We start from the raw sequence: 21,698 nt of genomic DNA on the forward strand, positions 1-21,698 counted from the left end.
CGTGACCCCTCGCACCACCTCGGCGTTCGCCCTGCCCGACCGGCTCGCCGCCAAGGCCGACCCCGCCCTGATCGGCGACGACGAGGAGCACCTCGCCGCGATCGCCACGACCCTCGAGCAGACCGTCGCCGACCTCACGGCGCGCCTCGACGCCGCCCGCCGCGCGCCGGGCCGGTCGGGGCAGGCCGCGCTCGACCGCGACCAGGAGGTGCACCGGCTCACCGCGCGCCTGCGCGTCCTGCGCCGGTTCACGCTCGACCTCTGCCTCGGCCGGATGGTCCCCGCCGACGGGTCCTCGCCCGTGTACGTCGGACGGCTGGGCCTCACCGACGCCGCCGACCGCCGGCTGCTCGTCGACTGGCGCTCCCCCGCCGCCGAGCCGTTCTTCGGCGCGACCCGCGCCGACCCGAAGGGCCTCGTCAGCCGACGCCGCTACCGCTGGGCCGCGGGCCGGGTCAGCGACTACTGGGACGAGGTCCTCACCGCGGACGGCGCGACCGCGAGCCCCGCCCTCGACGCCGACTCCGCGTTCGTCGCGAGCCTCGGCAGCAGCAGGTCCGACCGGATGCGTGACGTGCTCGGCACCCTGCAGGCCGACCAGGACGCCATCATCCGTGCCGGGTCCCGCGGGCCGCTCGTGGTCGACGGCGGCCCGGGCACCGGCAAGACCGTGGTGGCGCTGCACCGGGCCGCGTACCTGCTGTACGCCGATCCTGCCGTCGGACGCCGGCACGGCGGGGTCCTCGTCGTCGGCCCGCACGAGCCCTACCTCGCGTACGTCGGCGACGTGCTCCCGCGGCTGGGTGAGGAGGGCGTGCGGACGTGCACCCTGCGCGACCTCGTCCCCGAGGGTGCCGCGGCCCTGCCGGAGCCGGACCCGGAGGTCGCGCGGTTGAAGTCGTCCGCCGCGATGGTGGCCGCGATCGAGCCCGCCGTGCGGTTCTCCGAGCGTCCCCCGTCCGAGGGCCTGCTCGTCGAGACGGCGTGGGCCGACCTGTGGCTGAGTGCCACCGACTGGGCCGAGGCCTTCGACGCCCCCGACCCGGGCACCCCGCACAACGAGGCACGCGACGTCGTCCGGGAGGCGCTGCTCGACGTCCTGGTGGACCAGGTCGACGAGGACGACGTGCCCGCGGACCAGCTGCGACGTTCCCTGGAGCGGCACCCCGGGCTCGCCCGCGCCCTCGACCGGTCCTGGCCCGTGATCGAGGCCGCCGACCTGGTCGCCGACCTGTGGTCCGTGCCCGCCTACCTGCGGCTGTGCGCGCCGTGGCTCGCGCCGGACGAGGTGCGCCTGCTGCAGCGGCGCGAGCCCCGCGCGTGGACCGTGCCCGACCTGCCGCTGCTCGACGCCGCCCGCCACCGGCTCGGCGACCCGGGCGCCTCCGCCCGACGGCGCCGCACCGAGGCCGCCGGCGCGGCGCAGCGGGTCACCATGGACCGGGTCGTCGAGGAGCTCGTCGCGGCCGACGACTCGGAGATGGGCGTGATGTCCATGCTGCGCGTCGGCGACCTGCAGGCGGCGCTCGTCGACGACGCCGCTTCGCCGACCTCGGACCCGGACGTGCTCGCCGGCCCCTTCGCGCACGTCGTCGTCGACGAGGCCCAGGAGCTCACCGACGCCGAGTGGCAGATGCTGCTGCGGCGGTGCCCGTCCCGCGGTCTCACCGTCGTCGGCGATCGCGCCCAGGCCCGGCACGGCTTCGCCGGGTCCTGGCAGGAGCGGCTGGCACGGGTCGGGGCCGCCGACGCGCGCGTGGCCCACCTGAGCATCAACTACCGCACGCCGTCCGAGGTCATGGCCGAGGCCGAACCCGTGATCCGCGCCGCGCTGCCCGACGCCAACGTGCCGACGTCCGTGCGCACCAGCGGCGTCCCCGTCGCCCGCGGCGCGGCGGCCGACCTCGATGCGGTCGTGGCCGGCTGGCTCGCGGCGCACCCCGAGGGCACCGCGTGCGTGGTCGGGGCACGCCCGGCCGTGGAGCACCCGCGGGTCCGGGCCCTGACCCCGGTCGAGGCGAAGGGGCTCGAGTTCGACCTCGTCGTCCTGGTCGACCCCGAGTCCCTCGGACCCGACGTCACGGGCGCCGTCGACCGGTACGTGGCGATGACCCGCGCCACCCGGCAGCTGGTGGTGCTGACCGCGCCGGGGACCCGCGTCGGTCCCGTCGATCCGCTCCCCGGCACGGGATACTGACGCCGTGACCCGCTCCCAGGACCACCCGCGCGCCGACGCCGCTGCCGGGCGTGCGTGGATCGACCCGGCGCAGCCCGCCGTGCTGCACCTCGCCGGCGAGGCCGACGTGGCCACCGTGGCGGGCTTCTGCGAGCAGCTCGGCGTCACGCAGCTCGCGCTCGGCCGCGCGCTGGCCGCGGCCGGCGTGCGGGAGATCGACCTGTCCCGGGCCTCGTTCATCGACTCGGCCGTCGTCGCGCTGATCGTGGGCATCGTCCCGCCGCTGCGGCCGGAGCGGCTGCGCGTGCGCGGGGCGAGCGGGTCCCCGCTCGCGACGCTCCAGCTCACCGGCGTGGCGGGCATGCTCGACCTCGTGTGACGTCGCGGTCGGCGCCCGCGGAGGTCGGGCCGTCACCAGGTGATGGTGAACCAGACGACCTTCCCGCCGGACCGCTGCGGTCGCCAGCCCCAGGCCGACGTCGACGCCTGGACGATGTGCAGGCCGTGACCGCCCGGCAACCCGGCACGGTCGCTCTGCGGCACCGGCGGACGGGGGTCGCCGTCGGCCACCTCCACCGTGAGGTCGCCGGCCCGCAGCCGGATCCGGATCTCGACCGTGCCCGTGCCGTCCGCGTGCCGGACCGCGTTCGTCACGACCTCGCTCGTCACCAGCTCCGTCGCGGCGAGCGCATCACGCGTCGCGCCGCCGCCCCGTGCCTGGTCCAGCACCCAGCGTCGTGATCGGGCGACCGATCCCGCGGTGGCGGGGACGACGACGCTGCGGTCGTCCGATCCTGTGCGCGCCACGCCCCCCACCGTAGGTGGCAGAGGGCTCCCGGGCACAACCGGGGCACCCCCGGCGGCGGGCGAAGTCGGTCGCCGGAGGCGGCGGCGGTCCGGTCACCGGGCGGGCACCGGGTGGGCGCCGGGTGGGCGCCGGGTGGTCCACAGGCGGCGACGCGCGCACCGTCCCCAGGGTGCGGCCCGACCGGGGCCCGGCTGGTGGTGCCGCTCCGTACGGTCGGGCCATGGCTGACGAGGCGCACGACCCCGCTGGAGGACCGTCCGACGACGGGCCCCACGACGCGCCCGGCGTCCTGCACGCGGAGCGGGTCGCGCGCGCCTGGGACCGGCTCCGCTCACCCGGTGTCCCCGAGCAGGTCGACGCACCGACCGCGCTCTCACGACGGCTGCACGACACCCCGTCCGGGCCGGACCTCGCGCGGCTCCTGCTCACCCTCGAGCTCGACGAGCTGGACGCGTACGACCGGGTGGAGGTCGTGGCAGCCGCCCGTCGCCTCGAGTCCTGGGCGCACGCCGTCACCGCGCAGGCCGCGGCAGCCGTCGACCGGCACCCGCGCATGCGCGCTCCCGTGCTGCCACCGCGAACCGGGCGCGCGCTCACGCACCAGCACATCTCCACCGCGACCCTCGCGATGCGGCTGCACGCGTCCCCGCGCGAGGTCGCCGGTCTCATCCAGACCGGGCTGGCCATCACGGGTGACCTCGCCGACACCGGCACGGCGCTCGCCGCGGGAGTCGTCGACGTCCCGCGCACCCGCGCCATCGTGCGCCGGCTGCACGACCAGGTGCCCGAGGTCGCGCTCGCCGTCGAGGCCGCCGTCCTGCCGCGGGCCGAGACCCGTACCGCCTACCAGGTCCGCAAGGACGTCGAGGCCGAGCTGCAGCGCGTCGACGGCGAGCACGCCGTCGAGCGCCACGCCCACGCCCGCGGTACGCGCTCCGTCTCCCGCCCCCGCGTGCTCGACGACGGCATGGCGGGCGTGTGGGCCGTGCTCCCCGCCGAGGACGCCGTCCGGATCGACGCAGCCCTCGAGGCCGCGGCCCGCACGGCCCGCGCTGCCGGGGACCCCCGCACGCTGGCGCAGCTGCGGGCCGACGGTCTGCGGGACCTCGTGCTGCACAGCGCCTGCGAGCCGCGCACGCCGCTGGGCCTGGCCGCCGACGGCGACGCGGTCGCGGCGGCGGATCCGGACGCGGGCAGCACACCGCCGGGACCGCCGGTCCCACCGCACCCCCGGACCCGCGTCCACGTCACGATCCCGCTCAGCACGCTCATGGGGATCGACGACGGACCGGCCGACCTGGCGGGGTACGGGCCGATCGACGCCGTCCAGGCGCGGGCCCTCGCGTGGGGCGGTACCTGGCGCCGGCTGGTCACCGACCCGGTCGAGCACACCGTGCTGAACCTGGGCCGCACCCGCTACCGGCCGACCGCCGCCCTCGCCGAGCACGTCCGCGCCCGGGACCGCGTGTGCGCGTGGCCCGGCTGCACCCTGTCTGCCGAGCTCGCTGACCTCGACCACTCGACCAGCGCGCACGCGCCGCCCGGCACCGTCGTCGCCCCCGCGGGGCTCGGGGAGACCAGCGACGCCAACCTCGAGCCGCTCTGCCGGCACCACCACCGACTGAAGACCGAGGCGGGCTTCGTCCTGCGCCACGTGCGCCCGGGCGTCTTCGAGTGGACCGCCCCCAGCGGGCACCGGTACCGCGTCCGGCCGGGGGTCGCGGACGAGACCATCCGGCTCCCGGCGACGGAGCCGCCGTTCTAGTGCGGCACCGTGCACCTGCCGTCGACGGGCCGGCGAGGGAAGATGGGCGCGAACCCGTCCGCCCGAACCCGCAGGAGACCACGCATGCCCACGCCCCCGCTGCCCGCCGACGCCGTCGAGATGCTCCAGCGCCCCAACCCCGCCGTCATGGCGACGCTCCGCAAGGACGGCTCCCCGGTCTCCGCGGCGACCTGGTACCTGTGGCTGGACGACGGCCGGGTGCTGCTGAACCTCGACGGCACCCGCGTGCGCCTCAAGCACCTGCAGCGCGACCCCCGGGTCACGCTGACCGCGATCGACTCCGAGGACTGGTACACCCACGTCACGCTGCTCGGCCGCGTCGTCGACCTGCGGCCCGACGAGGACCTCGCGGACATCGACCGGCTGTCGCGGCACTACACCGGCGGGAACTACCCCGACCGCACGAGCCCGCGCTGGTCCGCGATCGTCGAGGTCGAGCGCTGGCACGGCTGGGGCGCGCACAAGGACTGACCGGCTGGGCCGAACGAGTGGGCACCGGGCGTTGCGCCGAACGGGTGCGGTTCAGGTCACAGCGGACAGCGTTTGCCGGACGCTGACCAGCGCGGGAGTGGAGTTTCAGCGCGCCGTCAGCCTGCCGGTCGTATCCGTTCCCCGAGATAGATGACGGTTCAACTACCAAGGTGGACCCGCCCCGCCGATCCGGATGGGGACGGCCACCGCGTCCCGCGGTCGCCGGAACTCGATCTCGCCGAGCGGAGACCCGTCATGTCCACCCTGGAGCTCGCCCCCACCCCGTCCGCCGGCGTCCTCGGTGTGCCGCTGAGCGTGCGGGAGCGCGTCGTCCTCGCCGAGCTCGCCGAGGACGTCACCCTCGAGGACATCGCCCGCCGCCTGTTCGTCTCGCGCAACACCGTCAAGACCCAGGTCCGCTCCGTGTACCGCAAGATCGGCGTGTCCACCCGCGCCGAGGCAGTCGCCTGGGCCGAGGCCGCCGGCATCCGCTGACCGGCGCGCGCTCCCGCTCCACGACCGGCCGCAGCGCCTCTGCTCGACACGTCCCGTCGCAGCGTGCCTACCGTGGGCGCATGACGGACGACCTCATCGACGCGACGCGCCTCGACGAGGACCTCGTCCGCGGCCTGCTGGCCGAGCAGCACCCGCAGTGGCAGCACCTCCCGCTCCGGCCGGTGGCGCCGGGCGGCAACGACCACCGCATGTTCCGGCTCGGCGACGACCTCGCCGTGCGGCTGCCGAGCGCACCCGGGTACGTGCCGCAGGTCGCCAAGGAGCAGACGTGGCTCCCCCGCATCGCGCCGCACGTCCCGCTCCCCGTCCCCACGGTGCGCCGCGTCGGGCGGCCGTCCGCGCTCTTCCCGGCCCCGTGGTCGGTGTACGACTGGCTGCCCGGCACGCCCGCCGCCTCCGCGCGGGTCGACGACCCCGTCCGGTTCGCCTCCGACCTCGCCGGCTTCCTGGTCGCCCTGCGGGCCGTCGACACGAACGGCGGCCCGGGACCGGGACAGCACAGCGCGTTCCGCGGCGGACCCCTCCAGCACTGGGACGACGAGGTCGGCGACATCCTGCACCGGGTGCACGGGCGCGAGCGGGACCGAGCCGCGGGGATCTGGCGCGACGCGCTCGACGCCACGTTCACCGGGCCGCCGATCTGGTTCCACGGCGACGTGTCGACCCACAACCTCCTGGTCCGCGACGGCGTGCTGTCCGCGGTGCTCGACTTCGGCTGCGCGGGCGTCGGCGACCCCGCGTGCGACACGGTGATCGTCTGGACGCGGCTGTCCGGCCGGGCGCGCGAGGTGTTCCGTGCGGAGCTCGACGTCGACGACGCCACCTGGGCGCGGGGCCGGGGGTGGGCGGTGTGGAAGGCGCTGATCATGATCACCAACACCCCTCCCGGTCAGGCCGAGCTCGCGCGGCACGTGCTCGACGAGCTGGTCGCGGGGGTGTGATCGACCGCCGCGGCATCCGGTCCCAGGAAGACGGGTCCGACGACGAACAGGGCCGCGCACAGGCCGTGGCCAGCGGGGCGACGGCGACCTTCCTCACACCGTGCACATCCTGGAGGCGCGTACCGGGGCCGGGCCACCGCTCCGTGGACGGTGCGACGCCCGCGGTGACCTATGTTCTCCCCTGTGAGCAGCGCGCCCCCGGTTCCGGTCGACACCCAGGACGACGTCCCGGTGGTGCACCCCACGGCGCCCGACGGGGCGGTCCGCCTCGCCACGCTGCTCGCCCGCGTGGCCTCGGAGCTGGCGTCGACGATGAGCGCGGACGTCGCCGCGGCCCGGCTGGCGGAGCTGCTGGTGCCGGCGCTGGCGGACTGGTGCGTCGTGACGCTGGTCGACGACGACGAGTCCCGGGCGTCGCACCGGCACCTGCGCGACCTCGCGTCCTGGCACGCGGATCCCGAGCTGCGGCCCGTGGTCCGCGCGTACGCCGCGGCCCGCATCGCCGCCCTGTCCGAGAGCTCGTTCCTCGCGCGCTCGCTCACCAGCGGCGAGCTCGTCGAGATCCGCGCCCGCGCGACGGACGAGCTCAAGCAGGTCCTCGCAACGGGCGGCACGCACGAGATGCTGGACCGGCTGGCGCCCGAGTCCCTGGCCGTCATCCCGCTGCGCCGGGAGAACCGCACGATCGGCGCGCTGAGCCTGTTCGGCGACGCCGGCCGGCCGCCCCTGTCGCCGGCCGAGATCGACGCGCTGCGCCAGGTGACGGACGCCGCCGCGCTCGCCCTGGACAACGCACGCCGGTTCCGGCGGCAGCGCGACGTCGCGGAGACGCTGCAGCGGGTCCTGCTCACCGCGCCGGTGGAGCCGGACCACGTCCAGGTCGTGGTCCGCTACCGGCCCGCGGGCGAGGCGGCCCGCGTCGGCGGGGACTGGTACGACGCGTTCATGCAGCCCGACGGCGGCACGGTCCTGGTGATCGGCGACGTCGCCGGGCACGACATCGAGGCCGCCGCCGTGATGTCGCAGCTGCGCTCGATGCTGCGGGCGATCGCCGTCGTGACGGAGGAGGGCCCGGCGGCGATCCTGTCCCGCCTCGACGCCGCCATGCGCACGCTGCGCATCTCCACGATGGCGACGGTGGTCGTCGCCCGGCTCGAGCAGACGCCGGAGGAGCTCGATCGCGGTGTGACCCGGGTCCGCTGGTCGAACGCGGGTCACCTGCCGCCGGTGGTGGTGCACCCCGACGGCACGGTGGAGCCGCTCCGGTCCCCCGGTCCGGGCGCCCTGCTCGGCGTGCGGCCCGACAGCGAGCGGGTCGACCACGTGGTGACCCTGGAGCGCGGGTCCACGGTCGTGCTCTACACCGACGGCCTGGTCGAGAGCCGGACCCGCCCGCTGCGCGAGGGCCTCGCCGCGCTGCAGGAGATGCTCGGCCGCCGCGGGCTCGACGACCTGGACGCGCTGGCCGACGCGCTCGTGACCGACCTGCCGGCGGGACCGGGCGAGGACGACGTCGCGGTGCTGGCCGCACGCCTGCACCCGCAGGACCGGCCTCGGCCCGACGTCGCCGGCCCCCGACGCGAGGCGCCGGACGTCCCGGCGGACCCGGCCGCGCCGTGACCGCGCGGGCCGCCGGTGCGTCGGCCGGCCCGGGGGCCCTGCTGCTCACGGGCACGGTCGGCGTCGGCAAGTCCACGACGGCGGCGGCGGTCGGTGCCGTGCTGGCGACCTGGGGCGTCCCGCACGCGGTCGTCGACCTGGACGAGCTCCACCGCAGCTGGCCCGCACCGGCGGACGACCCGTTCCAGCAGGACCTGGAGCTGGCGAACCTGCGGGCCGTCTCGGCGGTCTACCGGCGCTGGGGCGCCGAGCGGCTGGTGCTGGCCGGCGTGCTGGAACGGGCGGAGGACCGCGCGCGCTACGCCGACGCCGTCGGTATGCCGCTGACGGTGTGCCGGCTCCGGCTCGACCTGCCGACGGTGCGCGCACGCCTCGCGCACCGGCACCGGGAGCACGAGGGCCAGCGCCGCTGGCACCTGGAGCGCGCCGCGGAGCTCGAGGCGGTGCTCGCGGCGGCCGGGGTCGAGGACCACCTCGTCGACGCCGGTGGCCTGGACGCCCCCGCCGTCGCCCGCGCGGTGCTGCGGGCGACGGGCTGGGACGTCACGTCCAGGTGACGGGTCACTGGAGGACACAGCCGCGTGCCGCGCTCCCCCAGGTCAGCGCCGCGGTCGGTCCTGCAGCGGGTCGTGGCCCCAGTTCATGAGCGAGTACCGCCACGGCGTGTCCGTCACGTCGCCGGACGGCCGCTGCGCCAGGTGCCGGTGGACGTACCCGACGACCTTCGTCATGTGCGCGTAGTCGTCGTCGGACAGGTCGGCCTTCTTCGTCCGCGCGATCTCGACGATCCGCCGGCCGGAGTGGTGCCCGACCGACTCGCCGCCGCCGTCCTTCTGCCCGACGGACCGCGACTCGTCCGTCTCGAGCCAGCGCTCGAGCTCCGCGGGGGTCATGTTCACCGCCTCGTCGTAGTCCTGGGACACCTGGCGGCGCTCGTCGTCGTCCATGCCGCGATGCTGCCATCGGTCCGCGGACGGCGCGCGGGGATCAAGCGGAGGTCGTCCAGTCCCGCACCGCTACCGTGCGCGGGTGACCGACGACCTGACGGCGCTGACCCGCGCGGGCTACGACGCCGTGGCCGAGGACTACGCCGCGCTGCTGCCCGACCTCGGCGCCGAGACGGCGCTCGACATCGCGATGATCGACGACTTCGCCGACCGCTGCCTGCGAGCCGGGTCCGACCCTGTGGCCGACGTCGGCTGCGGCACCGGGCGGGTCACCACGCACCTCGCGTCCCGGGGCCTGGCCGTCGCCGGGTACGACCTCTCGCCCGGCATGGTCGCCGTCGCCCGGCGCACGCACCCGGCGCTGCGGTTCGAGGTCGCAGCGATGCAGGAGCTCCCGCTGGCCGATGCCGCGCTCGGGGGCGTGCTCGCGTGGTACGCGCTGATCCACACGGCTCCGGCGGACCTCCTGCCGGTGGCCGCGGAGCTCCGGCGCGTCCTGCGCCCCGGCGGTCACCTCCTCACCGCGTTCCAGGCTGGCGACGGCGAGGTCGTGCACCGGCCCACGGCGTACGGGCGCGACGTGCCGCTGACCAGCGTCCGGCACGACCCGGACCACGTCGCCGGTGTGCTCGTGACCGCCGGCCTGGACGTGGTGGCGCGGCTGGACCGCGCCGCCGAGGGCCGGGAGCAGACGCCGCAGACGGTGCTGCTCGCCCGTACCGCCACGACCGCGTGACCCTTCCGGCAGTACACGTTTCGCTGTACCGTCGGCGCATGGAGACCGTCACCCTCACGCACACGGCTGCGCTGTCCCGGCTGGGTCACGCGCTGTCGGACGAGACGCGGACCCGCATCCTGCTGGCCCTCCGCGAGGCGCCCGCGTACCCGTCGGACCTCGCGGACGCCCTCGGCGTCTCCCGGCAGGTGATGTCGAACCAGCTCGCCTGCCTGCGCGGCTGCGGGCTCGTCGAGACGGTGCCGGACGGCCGTCGCACCTGGTACCGCCTCGCGGACACCCGCCTCGCGCCCGCCCTGGCCGACCTCCTCGCCCTCGTGCTCGCGGTCGACCCGGCGTGCTGCGGCCCGGGCTGCACCTGCGGGCGGGCAGCCGCGTGAGCACCGTGCCCGCGGACGCGCAGCCGCTCGGCGCCGAACGGCGCGTGGTGCTGCAGCGCCGAGTCCGGCTCGTCGTGCTCGGCACGATCGCCTACAACGTCGTCGAGGCGGTCGTGGCCATCACCGCCGGGCGCGCGGCGTCGTCGAGCGCCCTCGTCGGGTTCGGGCTGGACTCCGTCGTCGAGGTGCTGTCCGCCGCGGCGGTCGCCTGGCAGTTCGCCGCCCCGGACCCCGAGACCCGCGAGCGGGCCGCCATGCGGGCGATCGCGCTGTCCTTCTTCGCCCTGGCGGCGTTCGTGACCGTCGACGCGGCCCGCACCCTGCTCGGCGGCGCGGAGCCGGACCGCTCCACGGTCGGCATCGTGCTCGCGGCGGTCAGCCTCGCGGTGATGCCGGCGCTGTCGTGGTTCGAACGGCGCACCGGGCGCGAGCTGGGCTCGGCCTCGGCGGTCGCGGACTCCCGGCAGACGCTGCTGTGCTCGTACCTGTCCGCGGTGCTGCTGGCCGGGCTCCTGCTCAACGGCGCGCTCGGCTGGTGGTGGGCCGACCCGCTCGCCGCCGTGGTGATCGCCGGGTTCGCCGTGCGCGAGGGGGTCGAGGCGTGGCACGGCGACGCGTGCGGGACGCCCGTCGCCGAGATGGTCCGCGGCGACCGGTGACGGGCGCCGACGGCGAGGAGGTGCTGCCCGGCGGCAACCTCGGGGGTGCGGTCCGCGTCGGCGACACGGTCCGGCGCCCGGCCGGGCCCTGGACACCGACGGTGCAGCGCCTGCTCGGACACCTGCGCGACCACGGGCTGACGTGGGTACCCGAGCCCCTCGGCGTGGACGAGCAGGGGCGGGACGCCGTCGGCTTCCTGCCCGGGGTCGTGCCGCAGTACCCGATGCCCGACTGGGTCTGGACCGACCAGGTGCTCCGCGACGCGGGGCGGCTGCTCGCCGAGCTGCACGACGCCACGGCCGGGTTCGACACCGCGGGGGCCGTGTGGCGGCTGCCCCCGCGCGCCCCGGCGGAGGTGGTCGGCCACGGCGACTTCGCGCCGTACAACATGGTGTTCCGCGACGGCCGCCTGACCGGTGTCGTCGACTGGGACACCGCCGTGCCGGGGCCGCGGGTGTGGGACCTCGCGTACCTGGCGTACCGCCTGGTGCCGTTGACCGGTGCCGACGACGTGCTCGTCCCGGGCGACGGGGCGGTCCGCCGACGGACGCGGCTGCGGCTGCTGTGCGAGGCGTACGGTGCCGGCCCCGGGCCGGCCGACGTGCTCGCCGCCGTGGTCGGCCGGCTGCATGCGCTCGCCGACTTCACCGCCGCGCGCGCCGACGGGGACGAGGCCCTCCGCGGCCACGCGCAGCTGTACCGGTCGGACGCGGCCTGGGTCGCGGCGCACGCCGACCGGCTCGGGGGCGCCCGAGGACGCGCCTGATCGCGGTGCTGGCCGGCGGGGCACGGGGCGTGAGACGGTGGGGAGGTCGTCGGCTCCGAGCCCGCCGCCCGCCGGTGGGGCGTCGGAGCCGCGCAGCCCGCCACCCCCGACGTCCGGAGCGTCTCCTGCGCCCCACTCCCCGCACCTCCCCGACGACCGTGGCCGAGGCCCGGTCGACCTGCGGCACCGTGCAGGTGCGCGCGGCCGACGGCCCGCTCGACGTCCGGTTCACCGGCGAGCTCGACGCCGGCATGCGCGCGGCGTTCACCGACGTCGTCGACGCCGTGGCGGCCGGGCAGCGCCCGGCCGAGCTCGACTGCCGCGAGGTCACGTTCTGCGGGGCCGAGGGCGTGCGCATGCTGGTCCGGCTCCGCGACGCGGCCGGTCCGCACGGCGTCCGGGTCCGGGCCTCCCGGTGGGTCCGGCAGGCGCTTGCGCTGTGCGACGACCCGCTGCCCGTCCGAGCCGCGCGGCGAGCGGTCCCCGTGCGGACCCACGACCTGCTCGACGTGCCGGACCACCGCGGCTGACCGAGGACGCCGGTGCGTGTCGGAGGCTGGCGGGAGACTGGCGGGGACCCCGACGGAGGGAACCGCCATGACCACGCACCCGATCCCCGTGGACCCGGCGACGCTGCCGGCCAGCCCCGCGTTCGCGTGGGGGATGATCGCGCCGGCCGGCCCGACGCTCTACGTGGGCGGCCAGAACGGCACCGTCGCGGACGGCACCCTGCTCGAGGGCCTCGGCCCGCAGACGGAGCAGGCGCTGCGGAACGTCCTCGCGGTGCTCGACGCCGCTGGCACGGACGCCGACCACGTCGTGAAGCTGACCATCTACCTCGCCACGGGCGTCGACCCGACGGAGGCGTACGCCGCGACCGGCGCCGTGTGGGGACAGCGCCGCACGGCCGTCACGGTGCTGGCCGTCACCCCGGCCCGGGCGGGCGCCCTGGTCGAGGTCGAGGCCGTCGCGGCGGTGCCGCCGCGCTGAACCGGCGCTGAACCGGCGGCGACCCCACGCCGACACCTCACCGACCCCGCGCGCCGGGCACGGGGTCGGCGAGGCGGTCACCCGGGCGGTGCGTCGTCCGCCGCGTCGCGCTGCGCCTGGACGGCCTCGGCGAGCCGCCTGATCCGCCGCAGCCGGGCGTCCCAGGTCCGTCCGACGTCCTCGAGCTGGCCGACGGCCCGCGCGAGCTGGTCGTCGTCCACGCGGTAGCGCTTCTCGCGGCCCTCGGTGACGCCGTGCACGAGCCCCGCGCGGTCGAGCACGCCGAGGTGCTTGGCCACGGCCTGCCGCGTGACGGGCAGGTGCTCGCTGAGCGAGGTCGCGGTGCCGCCGCCCTCGGCGAGCAGCAGGTCGAGCAGGCGCCGCCGCGTCGGGTCGCCGACCGCCGACCACAGGGCGTCGTCGACGGCGACCACGGTCATCGGCGAGCCGCCGGGGAGCCGGCGTACGCCGCGAGCCGCGGCAGGAACCAGTCCCAGCCCTCGACGTGCTCGGCGTACCGCTGCTCCAGGAGGGCCACCTCCCAGCCCTGCTCGCGGAAGCCGGTCTCGGTCATCCGCACCCGCGTCCCGGTGCCGGCGGGCTCCAGCCGGAAGGTGACGAGCAGCGAGTTGCCCTCGTCCGGCGCGGAGCCGGCGGGGTGCGTCCAGCGGAACGCGAAGGTGCGGGGCGGCACCGCCTCGACGACGGTCAGCTGCTCGACGACGGCGTCGGGCCGCCCGCGGACCCCGAAGACGATCTCGCCGGTGGTCCCGGGCACCGCCGGCCCGAGCTCGGCGTCGTCCGGCCACCACTCCCGGAGGTGCTCGGGCCTGCTGAGCACCTCGTAGACCACGTCCGGCGTTGCGTCCACGTGCATCTCCCGCTCGATGCTGCCGACCTCGAGCACCGGGTTCTCCTGCGACATCGCGTCCTCCTCGTTGAGTGCAACCATCGGTTGCCCGTCACGCTATGCCCGCGCCGGGCCTGAGCGCAACCATCAGTTGCGCTACGTCCGCGGAAATGCCTCGCGTCCGGTCGGTGGCGATCCCTAGGTTGGCCCCATGCCCGTCGACGATGCCGCCGCCCACGCCGCCGCCCTGCACGAGCGCGCGCTCGCGACCGGGTTCAGCGGGGTCGTCCGCGTCGACGCCGGCGACGAGGTCGTGCTGGACCGGGCCTACGGCCTCGCGGACCGCGCGCACGGGGTTCCCGCCACGACGGACCACCGGTTCGGGGTCGCGAGCCTGTCCAAGGGGTTCACCGCGCTGGCGGTCGCCTCGCTGGTCGAGGAGGGCTCGCTCGGGTGGACGGACCCGGTCCGTCCGGTGCTGGGCGACGACCTGCCGCTGGTCGACGACGGGGTGACGGTCGAGCACCTGCTCACCCACACGTCGGGCATCGGCGACTACCTCGACGAGGGCGCCGGCGGCGCGATCACCGACTACGTGCTCACCCTCCCGACGCACCTGCTGGACGACACCGAGGCCTTCCTCCCGATGCTCGGCGGGCACCCGCAGGTGAGCCCGCCCGGCGCGGCGTTCGCCTACAACAACCAGGGCTACGTGCTCCTGGCGCTGGTCGCGCAGCGCGTGTCGGGCACGCCGTACCCGGACCTGGTGCGCGAGCGGGTGCTCGAGCCGGCGGGCATGACGCGGACGGCGTTCCTGCGGATGGACGAGCTGCCGGGCGACGTCGCCCGCGGGTACCTGCACGCGACCGGTCTGCGCACCAACGTGCTGCACCTGCCGGTGCGCGCGACGGGTGATGGCGGGGTGTTCACCACCACCGCCGACCTCGCCGCGTTCTGGCGCGCGCTGCTGGCGCACCGGATCGTCTCGGCGGCGACGCTCGCCACGATGACGACGCCGCGGCACGTCGTCGAGGACGAGGGGATGCGGTACGGCGCGGGCTTCTGGCTCGGCCTGGACTCGGCCGACCTGGTCCTCGAGGGCTACGACGCGGGCGTCTCCGCCCGCACCCGGCACGACCCGCGGTCGGGGGTCACCGAGTCGGTGCTGGCGAACTGGTCGGACGGGGCCTGGCCGGTGCTCCGGGAGTCCGGCCCGGTCGGCTGAGCCGCCGCCTCAGGCCCCCACGTAGGCCGCGAGGTGCTCGCCGGTCAGGGTCGACCGCGCGGCGACCAGGTCCGCCGGCGTGCCCTCGAACACCACCCGTCCGCCGTCGTGCCCGGCTCCGGGACCCAGGTCGATGATCCAGTCGGCGTGCGCCATCACCGCCTGGTGGTGCTCGATGACGATGACGGACTTGCCGGAGTCGACCAGCCGGTCCAGCAGACCGAGCAGCTGCTCGACGTCGGCCAGGTGCAGGCCGGTCGTGGGCTCGTCGAGGACGAGCACGCCGCCCTTCTCCCCCATGTGCGTCGCGAGCTTGAGCCGCTGCCGCTCGCCGCCGGACAGGGTGGTCAGCGGCTGCCCCAGGCTGAGGTACCCGAGGCCGACGTCGGCGAGCCGGTCGAGCACCGCGTGCGCGGCAGGCGTGCGCGCCTCCCCGGCCCCGAAGAACGCCTCGGCCTCGGTCACGGACATCGCGAGCACCTCCGCGATGTTCTTCCCGCCCAGCCGGTACTCCAGGACGGAGGCGAGGAACCGCCGGCCCTCGCACTCCTCGCAGGTGGTCGCGACGGACGCCATCGGGCCGAGGTCGGTGTAGATGACGCCGGCGCCGTTGCACGTCGGGCACGCGCCCGCGGAGTTGGCGCTGAACAGCGCCGGCTTGACGCCGTTGGCCTTGGCGAAGGCCTTGCGCACCGGCTCGAGCAGCCCGGTGTAGGTGGCGGGGTTGCTGCGCCGCGAGCCGCGGATCCCGCCCTGGTCGATCGAGACGACACCGTCCCGCTGCGCCACGGACCCGTGGATCAGCGAGCTCTTGCCCGACCCGGCGACGCCGGTGACGACGACCAGGACCCCGAGCGGCACGTCGACGTCGACGCCCTGCAGGTTGTGGGTGGCGGCGCCGCGCACCTCCAGCGCGCCGGTGGCGGAGCGCACCGACGGCTTGACGGCGGCGCGGTCGTCCAGGTGCCGGCCGGTCAGGGTGCCGCTGGCACGGAGGCCCTCGACGGTCCCCTCGAACACGATCTCGCCGCCGGCGGTCCCGGCGCGGGGTCCGAGGTCGACGACGTGGTCGGCGATCGCGATCGCCTCGGGCTTGTGCTCGACGACCAGCACGGTGTTGCCCTTGTCCCGCAGGCGCAGCAGCAGCTCGTTCATCCGCTGGATGTCGTGCGGGTGCAGCCCGATGGTCGGCTCGTCGAACACGTAGGTGACGTCGGTCAGCGACGACCCCAGGTGGCGGATCATCTTGGTGCGCTGCGCCTCGCCGCCGGACAGCGTGCCGGACGGGCGGTCGAGCGACAGGTAGCCCAGCCCGATCTCGACGAACGAGTCGAGGGTCTCCCCGAGCGACTCCAGGAGCGGTCCGACGGACGGCTCGTCCAGCCCCCGCACCCAGGCCGCCAGGTCGCTGATCTGCATGGCGCAGGCGTCGGCGATGCTGATGCCGGCGACCTTGGACGACCGCGCGCCCTCGTTGAGGCGCGTCCCGTCGCAGTCAGGGCAGGTGGTGAACGTGATCGCCCGCTCGACGAACGCGCGGATGTGCGGCTGCATCGCGTCGACGTCCTTGGCGAGCATCGACTTGGAGATCTTGGGGATCAGGCCCTCGTAGGTGAGGTTGATGCCCTCGACCTTGATCTTGGTCGGCTCCTTGTGCAGCAGGTCGTGCAGCTCGGCCTCGGTGAACTCCCGCACGGGCTTGTCCATGTCGAAGAAGCCGCTGCCGCCGAAGATCCGGCCGGACCAGCCGTCCATCGAGTAGCCGGGGACGGTGATCGCGCCCTCGGCCAGCGACCTGTCGGCGTCGTACAGCTGCGTGAGGTCGAAGTCCTGCACCGTGCCGCGGCCCTCGCACCGGGGGCACATGCCGCCGGTGATGCTGAACTCGCGCCGCTCCTTGGTGGTGGTGCCGCCCTTCTCGAACGTCACGGCGCCCGCGCCGCTGATGGACGCGACGTTGAACGAGAAGGCCTGCGGGGAGCCGACGTGCGGCTGCCCGAGCCGGCTGAACACGATCCGCAGCATCGCGTTGGCGTCGGTCACCGTGCCGACGGTGGACCGCGGGTTCGCGCCCATCCGCTCCTGGTCGACGATGATCGCCGTGGTGAGGCCGTCCAGGACGTCGACGTCGGGTCGCGCCAGGGTCGGCATGAACCCCTGCACGAACGCGCTGTACGTCTCGTTGATCATCCGCTGCGACTCGGCGGCGATGGTCGCGAACACCAGCGAGCTCTTGCCCGAGCCGGACACCCCGGTGAACACCGTCAGCCGGCGCTTCGGGATGTCCAGGCTGACGTCCTTGAGGTTGTTCTCGCGGGCGCCGCGGACCCGGATCAGGTCGTGGCTGTCGGCGACGTGCGTGGCACGTCCGTCGGTGCTCGTGGCCGTGGTCATGGGTGTCCCCTCGGTCGGGCGGCGAGCCGCTCCCCTGGTCGCGCGCGGGCTCCGGCGTCCGGCGCAGGACCACCGTAGTGGCGCTGTGCGACACCGCGGGACCCCCTTCCGGCCGCGTAGGTGCCCGCCCGCAGGACCGGGCCGTGCGGCGCGTCGTGCGCGGACCGGTCCGGGTCGGCCGTCGTCCGCACCTACTCTCGTGCCGCCGCGGACTGCACAGATCCGCGTCGAGCCGCGTCTCTAGGGGGCACGCCCCACCGACTCCCTGGAGGAACCCCGTGAACGCGACCCCCACCACCGGCTCCCGCCGGACGCCGCTCCGCCTCGTCGCCGTCGGCCTCGCGGCCACCACGCTCTGCGTCGCCGGCGCCGGACTCGCCGCCGCGGCCAACCCCGGGACGGGGTTCGCCCGTGCCGTGGAGGGCGCCGTGCAGGCGGTCGGCATCGACTGGTCGGCGATGCCGGAGAACTACTCGCAGGCGCAGTACGAGGCCTTCTGGGGCGCGGGCTACGGCGCGCAGGACGTCGCCGAGCTCAGCGCGCTGTGGGGCACCGCCGACACCGAGACCAAGGCGCGGGCGGGCCAGCTGCTGCTGGACGGCCAGCCCGTCCCGGTCGCGCCGAGCGGCACCGAGGAGCCGCCGGCGGTCGTGTCGCCCGAGCAGTCCGACGCGTTCTTCGGCGCCGGGTACGGCCCGGACGACGTCGACGAGCTGAGCGCGCTGTGGGGCACGGAGTTCCTCGAGACCAAGGCACGGGCGGGGCAGCTGCTCCTCGACGGCGAGCCGCTGCCGGTCGAGCCGGTCGGGACGCCGGCCGAGGTCGCGGGCTCCTGACACCACCGCCACCGCCGACGACCCGCCCGAGGAGGAGACGACCATCGACGCGCCCGTCCTGACCCTGCGCACCGGCTTCGAGATCGAGCTGCTGGCGCCCGCCGGATCCGACCGGCAGGTGCTGGCCGACGCGCTCGCGGCCCGGTGCGGCGGCCGGGTGCGCCGGTCGTTCCACACCGACAGCGAGCCGTCGGCGGTGGCCGGCGTGGGTGTGTTCCGGCACCTGTCCCCCGCCTTCGACGTCACCGACGCCGCCGGGCGCCCCGTCGCCCGCCTGGTGGACGACATCACGCTGGAGGCCGACCTCGCGGGCACCGGCACGGCGCCCGGCCACCGCGGCTGGTACCGCGTGCTGTGCGACGACGCGCGCCTGCTGCGGCTGGTGGACCGGCACGCGGACCCGGACGCGCCGCTGGCCGACGTGCTGCGCCCGGTGGCGCCGCTGTTCGGCGCGGAGGTCGAGCTGGTGGGCCGCGCTGCCCGGGTGAACGACCCGGCCGGGGCGACGATCGCCGTGGCGCTGCCGCTGCCGGCCGGACGGGAGCGGCCGTGCGAGGTCGTGACGCCGCCCCTGGTCGCGGACCACGCGCGCGAGCTGGAGCGGCTGCTGCTGCCCGCCCGCGAGCTCGGCTTCACCGTCCCCCGCGAGGCGGCGGTGCACCTGCACGTGGACGGCGCGCCGTTCCGCACGCCCGCCGCGTTCGCCAACCTGGTCCGGCTGTTCGGGCACTGGCGCGCGGAGCTCTGGGCGGTGCTCGGCACCAACCCCGCGTGCCGCCGCCTGGCACCGCTGCCGGACGCGCTGCTGGAGCTGGTCGAGCAGCCGTGGGCGGACGACGCGGCGGCCTGGCCGCGGCTGCGGGACGCGGCCCGCGCCGCCGGGCTCACCAAGTACGCGGACGTGAACCTCACGCAGCTGGTCGCCGAGCGGCCCGTCCGGGACACCGTCGAGGTGCGGATCCTCCCCGGCGAGGTCGACGCGCGGGCGGTCGTCCGGCGGGCCGCGCTGGTCGAGGCGCTGCTGCTGCGCTGCCTGGAGCCCCGGCCGCTGCCCCGCCCGGCGGAGGTCGCCGCCGGTGACCCGCTCGCGGCGCTCCGGGCGCTCGCGGGTCGCGCCGCCGTCGAGGGGGCACGTCGATGACCACGTGGCTCCCCGCCCCGGACAGCGTCCCGACCCCGGCGGTCGCGCCGCGGCGGGACGCCGTCGCACCGCCCGCCCGGGACCTCGACGACGTCGTGCGCGCGCACCTGCCGGGCCTGCTCCGCTACGCGAGCGTGCTCGTCGGGGACGAGCACACGGCCGCCGACCTGGTCCAGGAGGTCCTGCTCCGCGCGCACGTGCGGTGGCACCGGATCGCGCTGATGGACCGGCCGGACCTGTACCTGCGGCGGATGGTCACCAACGAGCACCTGTCCTGGCGCCGGCGGTGGCACGTGCGGACGATCCGGCCCGCGGCCGACGAGGTCCTCGCCGCGCACGCCGGGTCCCGCGCGGACCACGCGCACGGCGTCGTCGAGGAGGACGCCATGTGGCGGCACCTCGCGGCGCTGCCGCCGCGGCAGCGCACCGTGCTGGTGCTGCGGTACTACGAGGGCCTGCCCGACGTCGAGATCGCGAGCGTCCTGGGCACCTCCGCCGCCACCGTCCGCTCCCACGCATCCCGCGCGCTGGCCACGCTGCGCGCCGCCGACCTGCCGACCTCCGAGGAGCAGCCATGACCGAGCACCACCGTCCCGCCGGCGGCACCGGCGACCCGCTCGAGGACCTGGTCGCGCGGGCCCTGCGGTCCCGTGAGCCCGCGGCCGCGGACACCGCCGCGACGTCCGCGCGCGTCGCGGCTCGGCTCGCCGAGGCCGCCGCCGCACCCGCCGTCCCAGTACCGCTGCCCGTCCGCCGGGTGGCCAAGGTCGCCGCCGCGTCCGTCGCCGCCTCCGCGCTGGTCGTGGTCGGCGCCGGGGCCGCGGCGGCGAGCAACCCGTACACCGGGTTCGCGGTGGCCGTCGAGGACGTCGCCCGCGCGGTCGGCATCGACTGGTCGGCCCTGCCGGGCGACTACACCCGCGAGCAGTACCAGGCGTTCTGGGCCTCGGACCACGCCGACGACGTCGACCGGCTCGCCGAGCTGTGGGGCACGGACCCGACGGAGACGAAGGCGCGCGCGGGCCAGATGCTGCTGGACGGCGAGCCGATCCCCGCCCTGCCGCCGCTGGATCCCGCGGCGGCGACGGACGCGCAGCGGCAGGCCGCGTTCTGGGACGCCGGCTACACGTTCGAGGACGCGCAGCAGCTCGCGGACCTGTGGGACGTCGCGACCTCCGAGGCCAAGGCGCTGGCGGGCGCGGACCTGCTGGCCGGCCGGACGCTGCCCGTGCCGCCCTCCGACGAGCCGGACGCCGCGGGGGCGCTGGGCTAGCCGCCCTGCGGGGTCGGGCGGAACGGCCGGAAGAACTCCCGCAGCTCCGCCGCGTACAGCTCGGGCTCCTCGAACGCCGCGAAGTGCCCGCCGCGCGCCGGCTCGGTCAGGTGCACCAGGTTCGTGGTGCGCTCGAGCCACGCCCGCGGCGGGCGCAGGATGTCGCCCGGGAACAGCGCGAACCCCGACGGCACCTCGACCCGCCGGGCCAGCTGCTCGGGCGGGGTCGCGGCGTTGGCCGCGTACATCCGCATCGAGGAGCCGATGGTCCCGGTCAGCCAGTACTCGGTGACCAGGGTGAGGATCTCGTCCCGGGTGAAGCTGCGCTCGACGTCGCCGTCGCCGTCGCTCCACGCGCGGAGCTTCTCGACGATCCACGCGGCCAGCCCGGCCGGCGAGTCGGTCAGGCCGACCGCCAGGGTCTGCGGCTTCGTCCGGTGGACGGCCCCGTAGGCGCCCTCCGCCGCCAGCCAGGCCGCGCCGCGCGCGAGCCAGTCGCGCTCCTCCGGGGTGAGCTCGGCGGGGTCGCCCGCGTACCGCGGCATGCCGCCGTCCGTGCGGTGCACGGCCACGACCCGGTCCGGGTGGTCGAGCGCCAGGTACCGGCTGACGTGGCTGCCGATGTCCCCGCCCGCGGCGCCGAACCGCTCGTACCCGAGGACGCCCATCAGGTCGGCCCACAGGCCGGCGACGGCGACCGAGTCCAGCGGGGCGCCGTGCGGGGCGTCGGAGTACCCGTACCCGGGCATGTCCGGGACCACGACGTCGAAGGCGTCGGCCGGGTCCGCGCCGTGCGCGCCCGGGTCGGTCAGCAGGTCGACCACCTTCCGGTACCGCCAGGCCGAGTCCGGCCAGCCGTGGCAGAGCACGAGCGGCAGCACCGGCCCGGCCGGGGCGACGGCGCGGGCGTGCACGAAGTGGATGCCGAGGCCGCCCAGGGCGACCCGGAACTGCGGCAGCCGCGCCGCGGCCTCCTCCTGCGCCGCCCAGTCGAACCCGTCCGCCCAGTACGCCACGAGCTCCCGCAGGTAGCCGACGTCGGCACCGAGGTCCCAGCCCCCGCCCTGAGGCGCGTCGGGCCACCGGGTGGCACGCAGGCGTGCGCGCAGGTCGGCGAGGGCCGCGGGGTCGGCGCGCGGGGTGAACGGCTCGGGGCGGGGCACGGCGTCCGGCATGGGGCCA

The 21,698-nt window shown here is 76.1% G+C and carries 25 protein-coding genes; 19 read left to right on the forward strand and 6 right to left on the reverse strand.

What is annotated here, in order from left to right; all coding sequences use genetic code 11:
* Position 1 precedes the first annotated feature (1 nt).
* Together helR and AC1050_RS02235 are read left to right on the forward strand one after the other, a co-directional pair.
* On the forward strand, positions 2-2,197 hold the full coding sequence (helR, locus tag AC1050_RS02230) for an RNA polymerase recycling motor ATPase HelR (RefSeq protein ID WP_482385751.1): 2,196 nt from the start codon (positions 2-4) through the stop codon (positions 2,195-2,197).
* A gap of 4 nt (positions 2,198-2,201) precedes the next feature.
* Positions 2,202-2,555 (forward strand): hypothetical protein, encoded by a 354-nt coding sequence (locus tag AC1050_RS02235; RefSeq protein ID WP_482385752.1) that lies wholly within the window; start codon positions 2,202-2,204, stop codon positions 2,553-2,555.
* Positions 2,556-2,587: 32 nt separating this feature from the next.
* On the opposite strand, the gene AC1050_RS02240 is transcribed toward AC1050_RS02235, so the two are convergent.
* Entirely contained in the window at positions 2,588-2,983 is a 396-nt protein-coding gene (locus AC1050_RS02240) for an ATP-binding protein (protein WP_482385753.1), read from the reverse strand.
* Positions 2,984-3,204: 221 nt separating this feature from the next.
* Here AC1050_RS02240 and AC1050_RS02245 point away from each other — a divergent pair, with 221 nt between their 5' ends.
* The 6 genes from AC1050_RS02245 to AC1050_RS02270 all read left to right on the forward strand — a co-directional run bounded on the left by AC1050_RS02245 (position 3,205) and on the right by AC1050_RS02270 (position 8,875).
* Entirely contained in the window at positions 3,205-4,749 is a 1,545-nt protein-coding gene (locus tag AC1050_RS02245; protein WP_482385754.1) for an HNH endonuclease signature motif containing protein, read from the forward strand.
* An 84-nt stretch (positions 4,750-4,833) separates the two neighbouring features.
* Positions 4,834-5,241, forward strand: a complete 408-nt coding sequence (locus AC1050_RS02250) for a TIGR03618 family F420-dependent PPOX class oxidoreductase (protein ID WP_482385755.1) — start codon at positions 4,834-4,836, stop codon at positions 5,239-5,241.
* 255 nt (positions 5,242-5,496) lie between these two features.
* The gene (locus AC1050_RS02255) at positions 5,497-5,736 is read left to right on the forward strand and encodes a LuxR C-terminal-related transcriptional regulator (RefSeq protein WP_482385756.1); all 240 of its coding nucleotides are present in this window, start codon (positions 5,497-5,499) and stop codon (positions 5,734-5,736) included.
* A gap of 80 nt (positions 5,737-5,816) precedes the next feature.
* Positions 5,817-6,698 carry an aminoglycoside phosphotransferase family protein gene (locus AC1050_RS02260; RefSeq protein WP_482385757.1) on the forward strand — a complete coding sequence of 294 codons (882 nt, stop codon included), beginning with the start codon at positions 5,817-5,819 and terminating at the stop codon, positions 6,696-6,698.
* Between the two features lie 183 nt (positions 6,699-6,881).
* Positions 6,882-8,318 (forward strand): PP2C family protein-serine/threonine phosphatase, encoded by a 1,437-nt coding sequence (locus tag AC1050_RS02265; protein ID WP_482385758.1) that lies wholly within the window; start codon positions 6,882-6,884, stop codon positions 8,316-8,318.
* Positions 8,315-8,875, forward strand: a complete 561-nt coding sequence (locus AC1050_RS02270) for a hypothetical protein (protein ID WP_482385759.1) — start codon at positions 8,315-8,317, stop codon at positions 8,873-8,875. The genes AC1050_RS02265 and AC1050_RS02270 overlap by 4 nt, the downstream gene beginning before the upstream one ends.
* A gap of 42 nt (positions 8,876-8,917) precedes the next feature.
* Here AC1050_RS02270 and AC1050_RS02275 read toward each other — a convergent pair whose 3' ends face one another.
* Positions 8,918-9,265, reverse strand: a complete 348-nt coding sequence (locus tag AC1050_RS02275; RefSeq protein ID WP_482385760.1) for a DUF3140 domain-containing protein — start codon at positions 9,263-9,265, stop codon at positions 8,918-8,920.
* Positions 9,266-9,347: 82 nt separating this feature from the next.
* Between AC1050_RS02275 and AC1050_RS02280 the strand changes: the two genes are divergently transcribed.
* From AC1050_RS02280 to AC1050_RS02305, 6 genes are all read left to right on the forward strand, one after another.
* On the forward strand, positions 9,348-10,001 hold the full coding sequence (locus AC1050_RS02280; protein WP_482385761.1) for a class I SAM-dependent DNA methyltransferase: 654 nt from the start codon (positions 9,348-9,350) through the stop codon (positions 9,999-10,001).
* A gap of 38 nt (positions 10,002-10,039) precedes the next feature.
* Positions 10,040-10,381 carry an ArsR/SmtB family transcription factor gene (locus AC1050_RS02285; protein WP_482385762.1) on the forward strand — a complete coding sequence of 114 codons (342 nt, stop codon included), beginning with the start codon at positions 10,040-10,042 and terminating at the stop codon, positions 10,379-10,381.
* Positions 10,378-11,040, forward strand: a complete 663-nt coding sequence (locus tag AC1050_RS02290) for a cation efflux transmembrane domain-containing protein (protein WP_482385763.1) — start codon at positions 10,378-10,380, stop codon at positions 11,038-11,040. Before AC1050_RS02285 ends, AC1050_RS02290 begins: the two co-directional genes overlap by 4 nt.
* A complete protein-coding gene (locus AC1050_RS02295; RefSeq protein WP_482385764.1) occupies positions 11,037-11,807 on the forward strand; it encodes a phosphotransferase enzyme family protein in 771 nt (256 codons plus the stop codon). The genes AC1050_RS02290 and AC1050_RS02295 overlap by 4 nt, the downstream gene beginning before the upstream one ends.
* A 158-nt stretch (positions 11,808-11,965) precedes the next feature.
* On the forward strand, positions 11,966-12,337 hold the full coding sequence (locus AC1050_RS02300; protein ID WP_482385765.1) for an STAS domain-containing protein: 372 nt from the start codon (positions 11,966-11,968) through the stop codon (positions 12,335-12,337).
* 67 nt (positions 12,338-12,404) lie between these two features.
* Complete coding sequence (locus AC1050_RS02305; protein WP_482385766.1) at positions 12,405-12,797, forward strand: RidA family protein; 393 nt, start codon at positions 12,405-12,407, stop codon at positions 12,795-12,797.
* A gap of 77 nt (positions 12,798-12,874) precedes the next feature.
* Here the strand turns inward: AC1050_RS02305 and AC1050_RS02310 are convergent, their stop codons facing one another.
* Together AC1050_RS02310 and AC1050_RS02315 are read right to left on the reverse strand one after the other, a co-directional pair.
* Positions 12,875-13,237: an ArsR/SmtB family transcription factor gene (locus AC1050_RS02310; RefSeq protein ID WP_482385767.1), complete on the reverse strand. Its 363-nt coding sequence runs from the start codon at positions 13,235-13,237 to the stop codon at positions 12,875-12,877.
* Positions 13,234-13,749, reverse strand: coding sequence for an SRPBCC family protein (locus AC1050_RS02315; RefSeq protein WP_482385768.1), 516 nt, complete (start codon positions 13,747-13,749; stop codon positions 13,234-13,236). Before AC1050_RS02315 ends, AC1050_RS02310 begins: the two co-directional genes overlap by 4 nt.
* Positions 13,750-13,858: 109 nt before the next feature.
* Between AC1050_RS02315 and AC1050_RS02320 the strand changes: the two genes are divergently transcribed.
* Entirely contained in the window at positions 13,859-14,872 is a 1,014-nt protein-coding gene (locus AC1050_RS02320; protein WP_482385769.1) for a serine hydrolase domain-containing protein, read from the forward strand.
* A 9-nt stretch (positions 14,873-14,881) separates the two neighbouring features.
* Here the strand turns inward: AC1050_RS02320 and AC1050_RS02325 are convergent, their stop codons facing one another.
* Positions 14,882-17,266 (reverse strand): ATP-binding cassette domain-containing protein, encoded by a 2,385-nt coding sequence (locus AC1050_RS02325; protein WP_482385770.1) that lies wholly within the window; start codon positions 17,264-17,266, stop codon positions 14,882-14,884.
* A 278-nt stretch (positions 17,267-17,544) separates the two neighbouring features.
* On the opposite strand from AC1050_RS02325, the gene AC1050_RS02330 reads away from it, so the two are divergent.
* The 4 genes from AC1050_RS02330 (at position 17,545) to AC1050_RS02345 (ending at position 20,516) form a co-directional block, all read left to right on the forward strand.
* Positions 17,545-18,102 carry a hypothetical protein gene (locus tag AC1050_RS02330; RefSeq protein WP_482385771.1) on the forward strand — a complete coding sequence of 186 codons (558 nt, stop codon included), beginning with the start codon at positions 17,545-17,547 and terminating at the stop codon, positions 18,100-18,102.
* Positions 18,103-18,166: 64 nt separating this feature from the next.
* On the forward strand, positions 18,167-19,243 hold the full coding sequence (locus tag AC1050_RS02335) for an amidoligase family protein (RefSeq protein ID WP_482387224.1): 1,077 nt from the start codon (positions 18,167-18,169) through the stop codon (positions 19,241-19,243).
* On the forward strand, positions 19,240-19,821 hold the full coding sequence (locus tag AC1050_RS02340) for an RNA polymerase sigma factor (protein WP_482385772.1): 582 nt from the start codon (positions 19,240-19,242) through the stop codon (positions 19,819-19,821). Before AC1050_RS02335 ends, AC1050_RS02340 begins: the two co-directional genes overlap by 4 nt.
* Positions 19,818-20,516: a hypothetical protein gene (locus AC1050_RS02345; protein WP_482385773.1), complete on the forward strand. Its 699-nt coding sequence runs from the start codon at positions 19,818-19,820 to the stop codon at positions 20,514-20,516. Before AC1050_RS02340 ends, AC1050_RS02345 begins: the two co-directional genes overlap by 4 nt.
* Here AC1050_RS02345 and AC1050_RS02350 read toward each other — a convergent pair.
* On the reverse strand, positions 20,513-21,691 hold the full coding sequence (locus tag AC1050_RS02350; RefSeq protein WP_482385774.1) for an epoxide hydrolase family protein: 1,179 nt from the start codon (positions 21,689-21,691) through the stop codon (positions 20,513-20,515). The two genes, AC1050_RS02345 and AC1050_RS02350, sit on opposite strands and share 4 nt — an antisense overlap.
* Between the last annotated feature and the right edge of the window lie 7 nt (positions 21,692-21,698).

The sequence above is a fragment of the Cellulomonas sp. NEAU-ZC6 genome, from assembly GCF_056844425.1.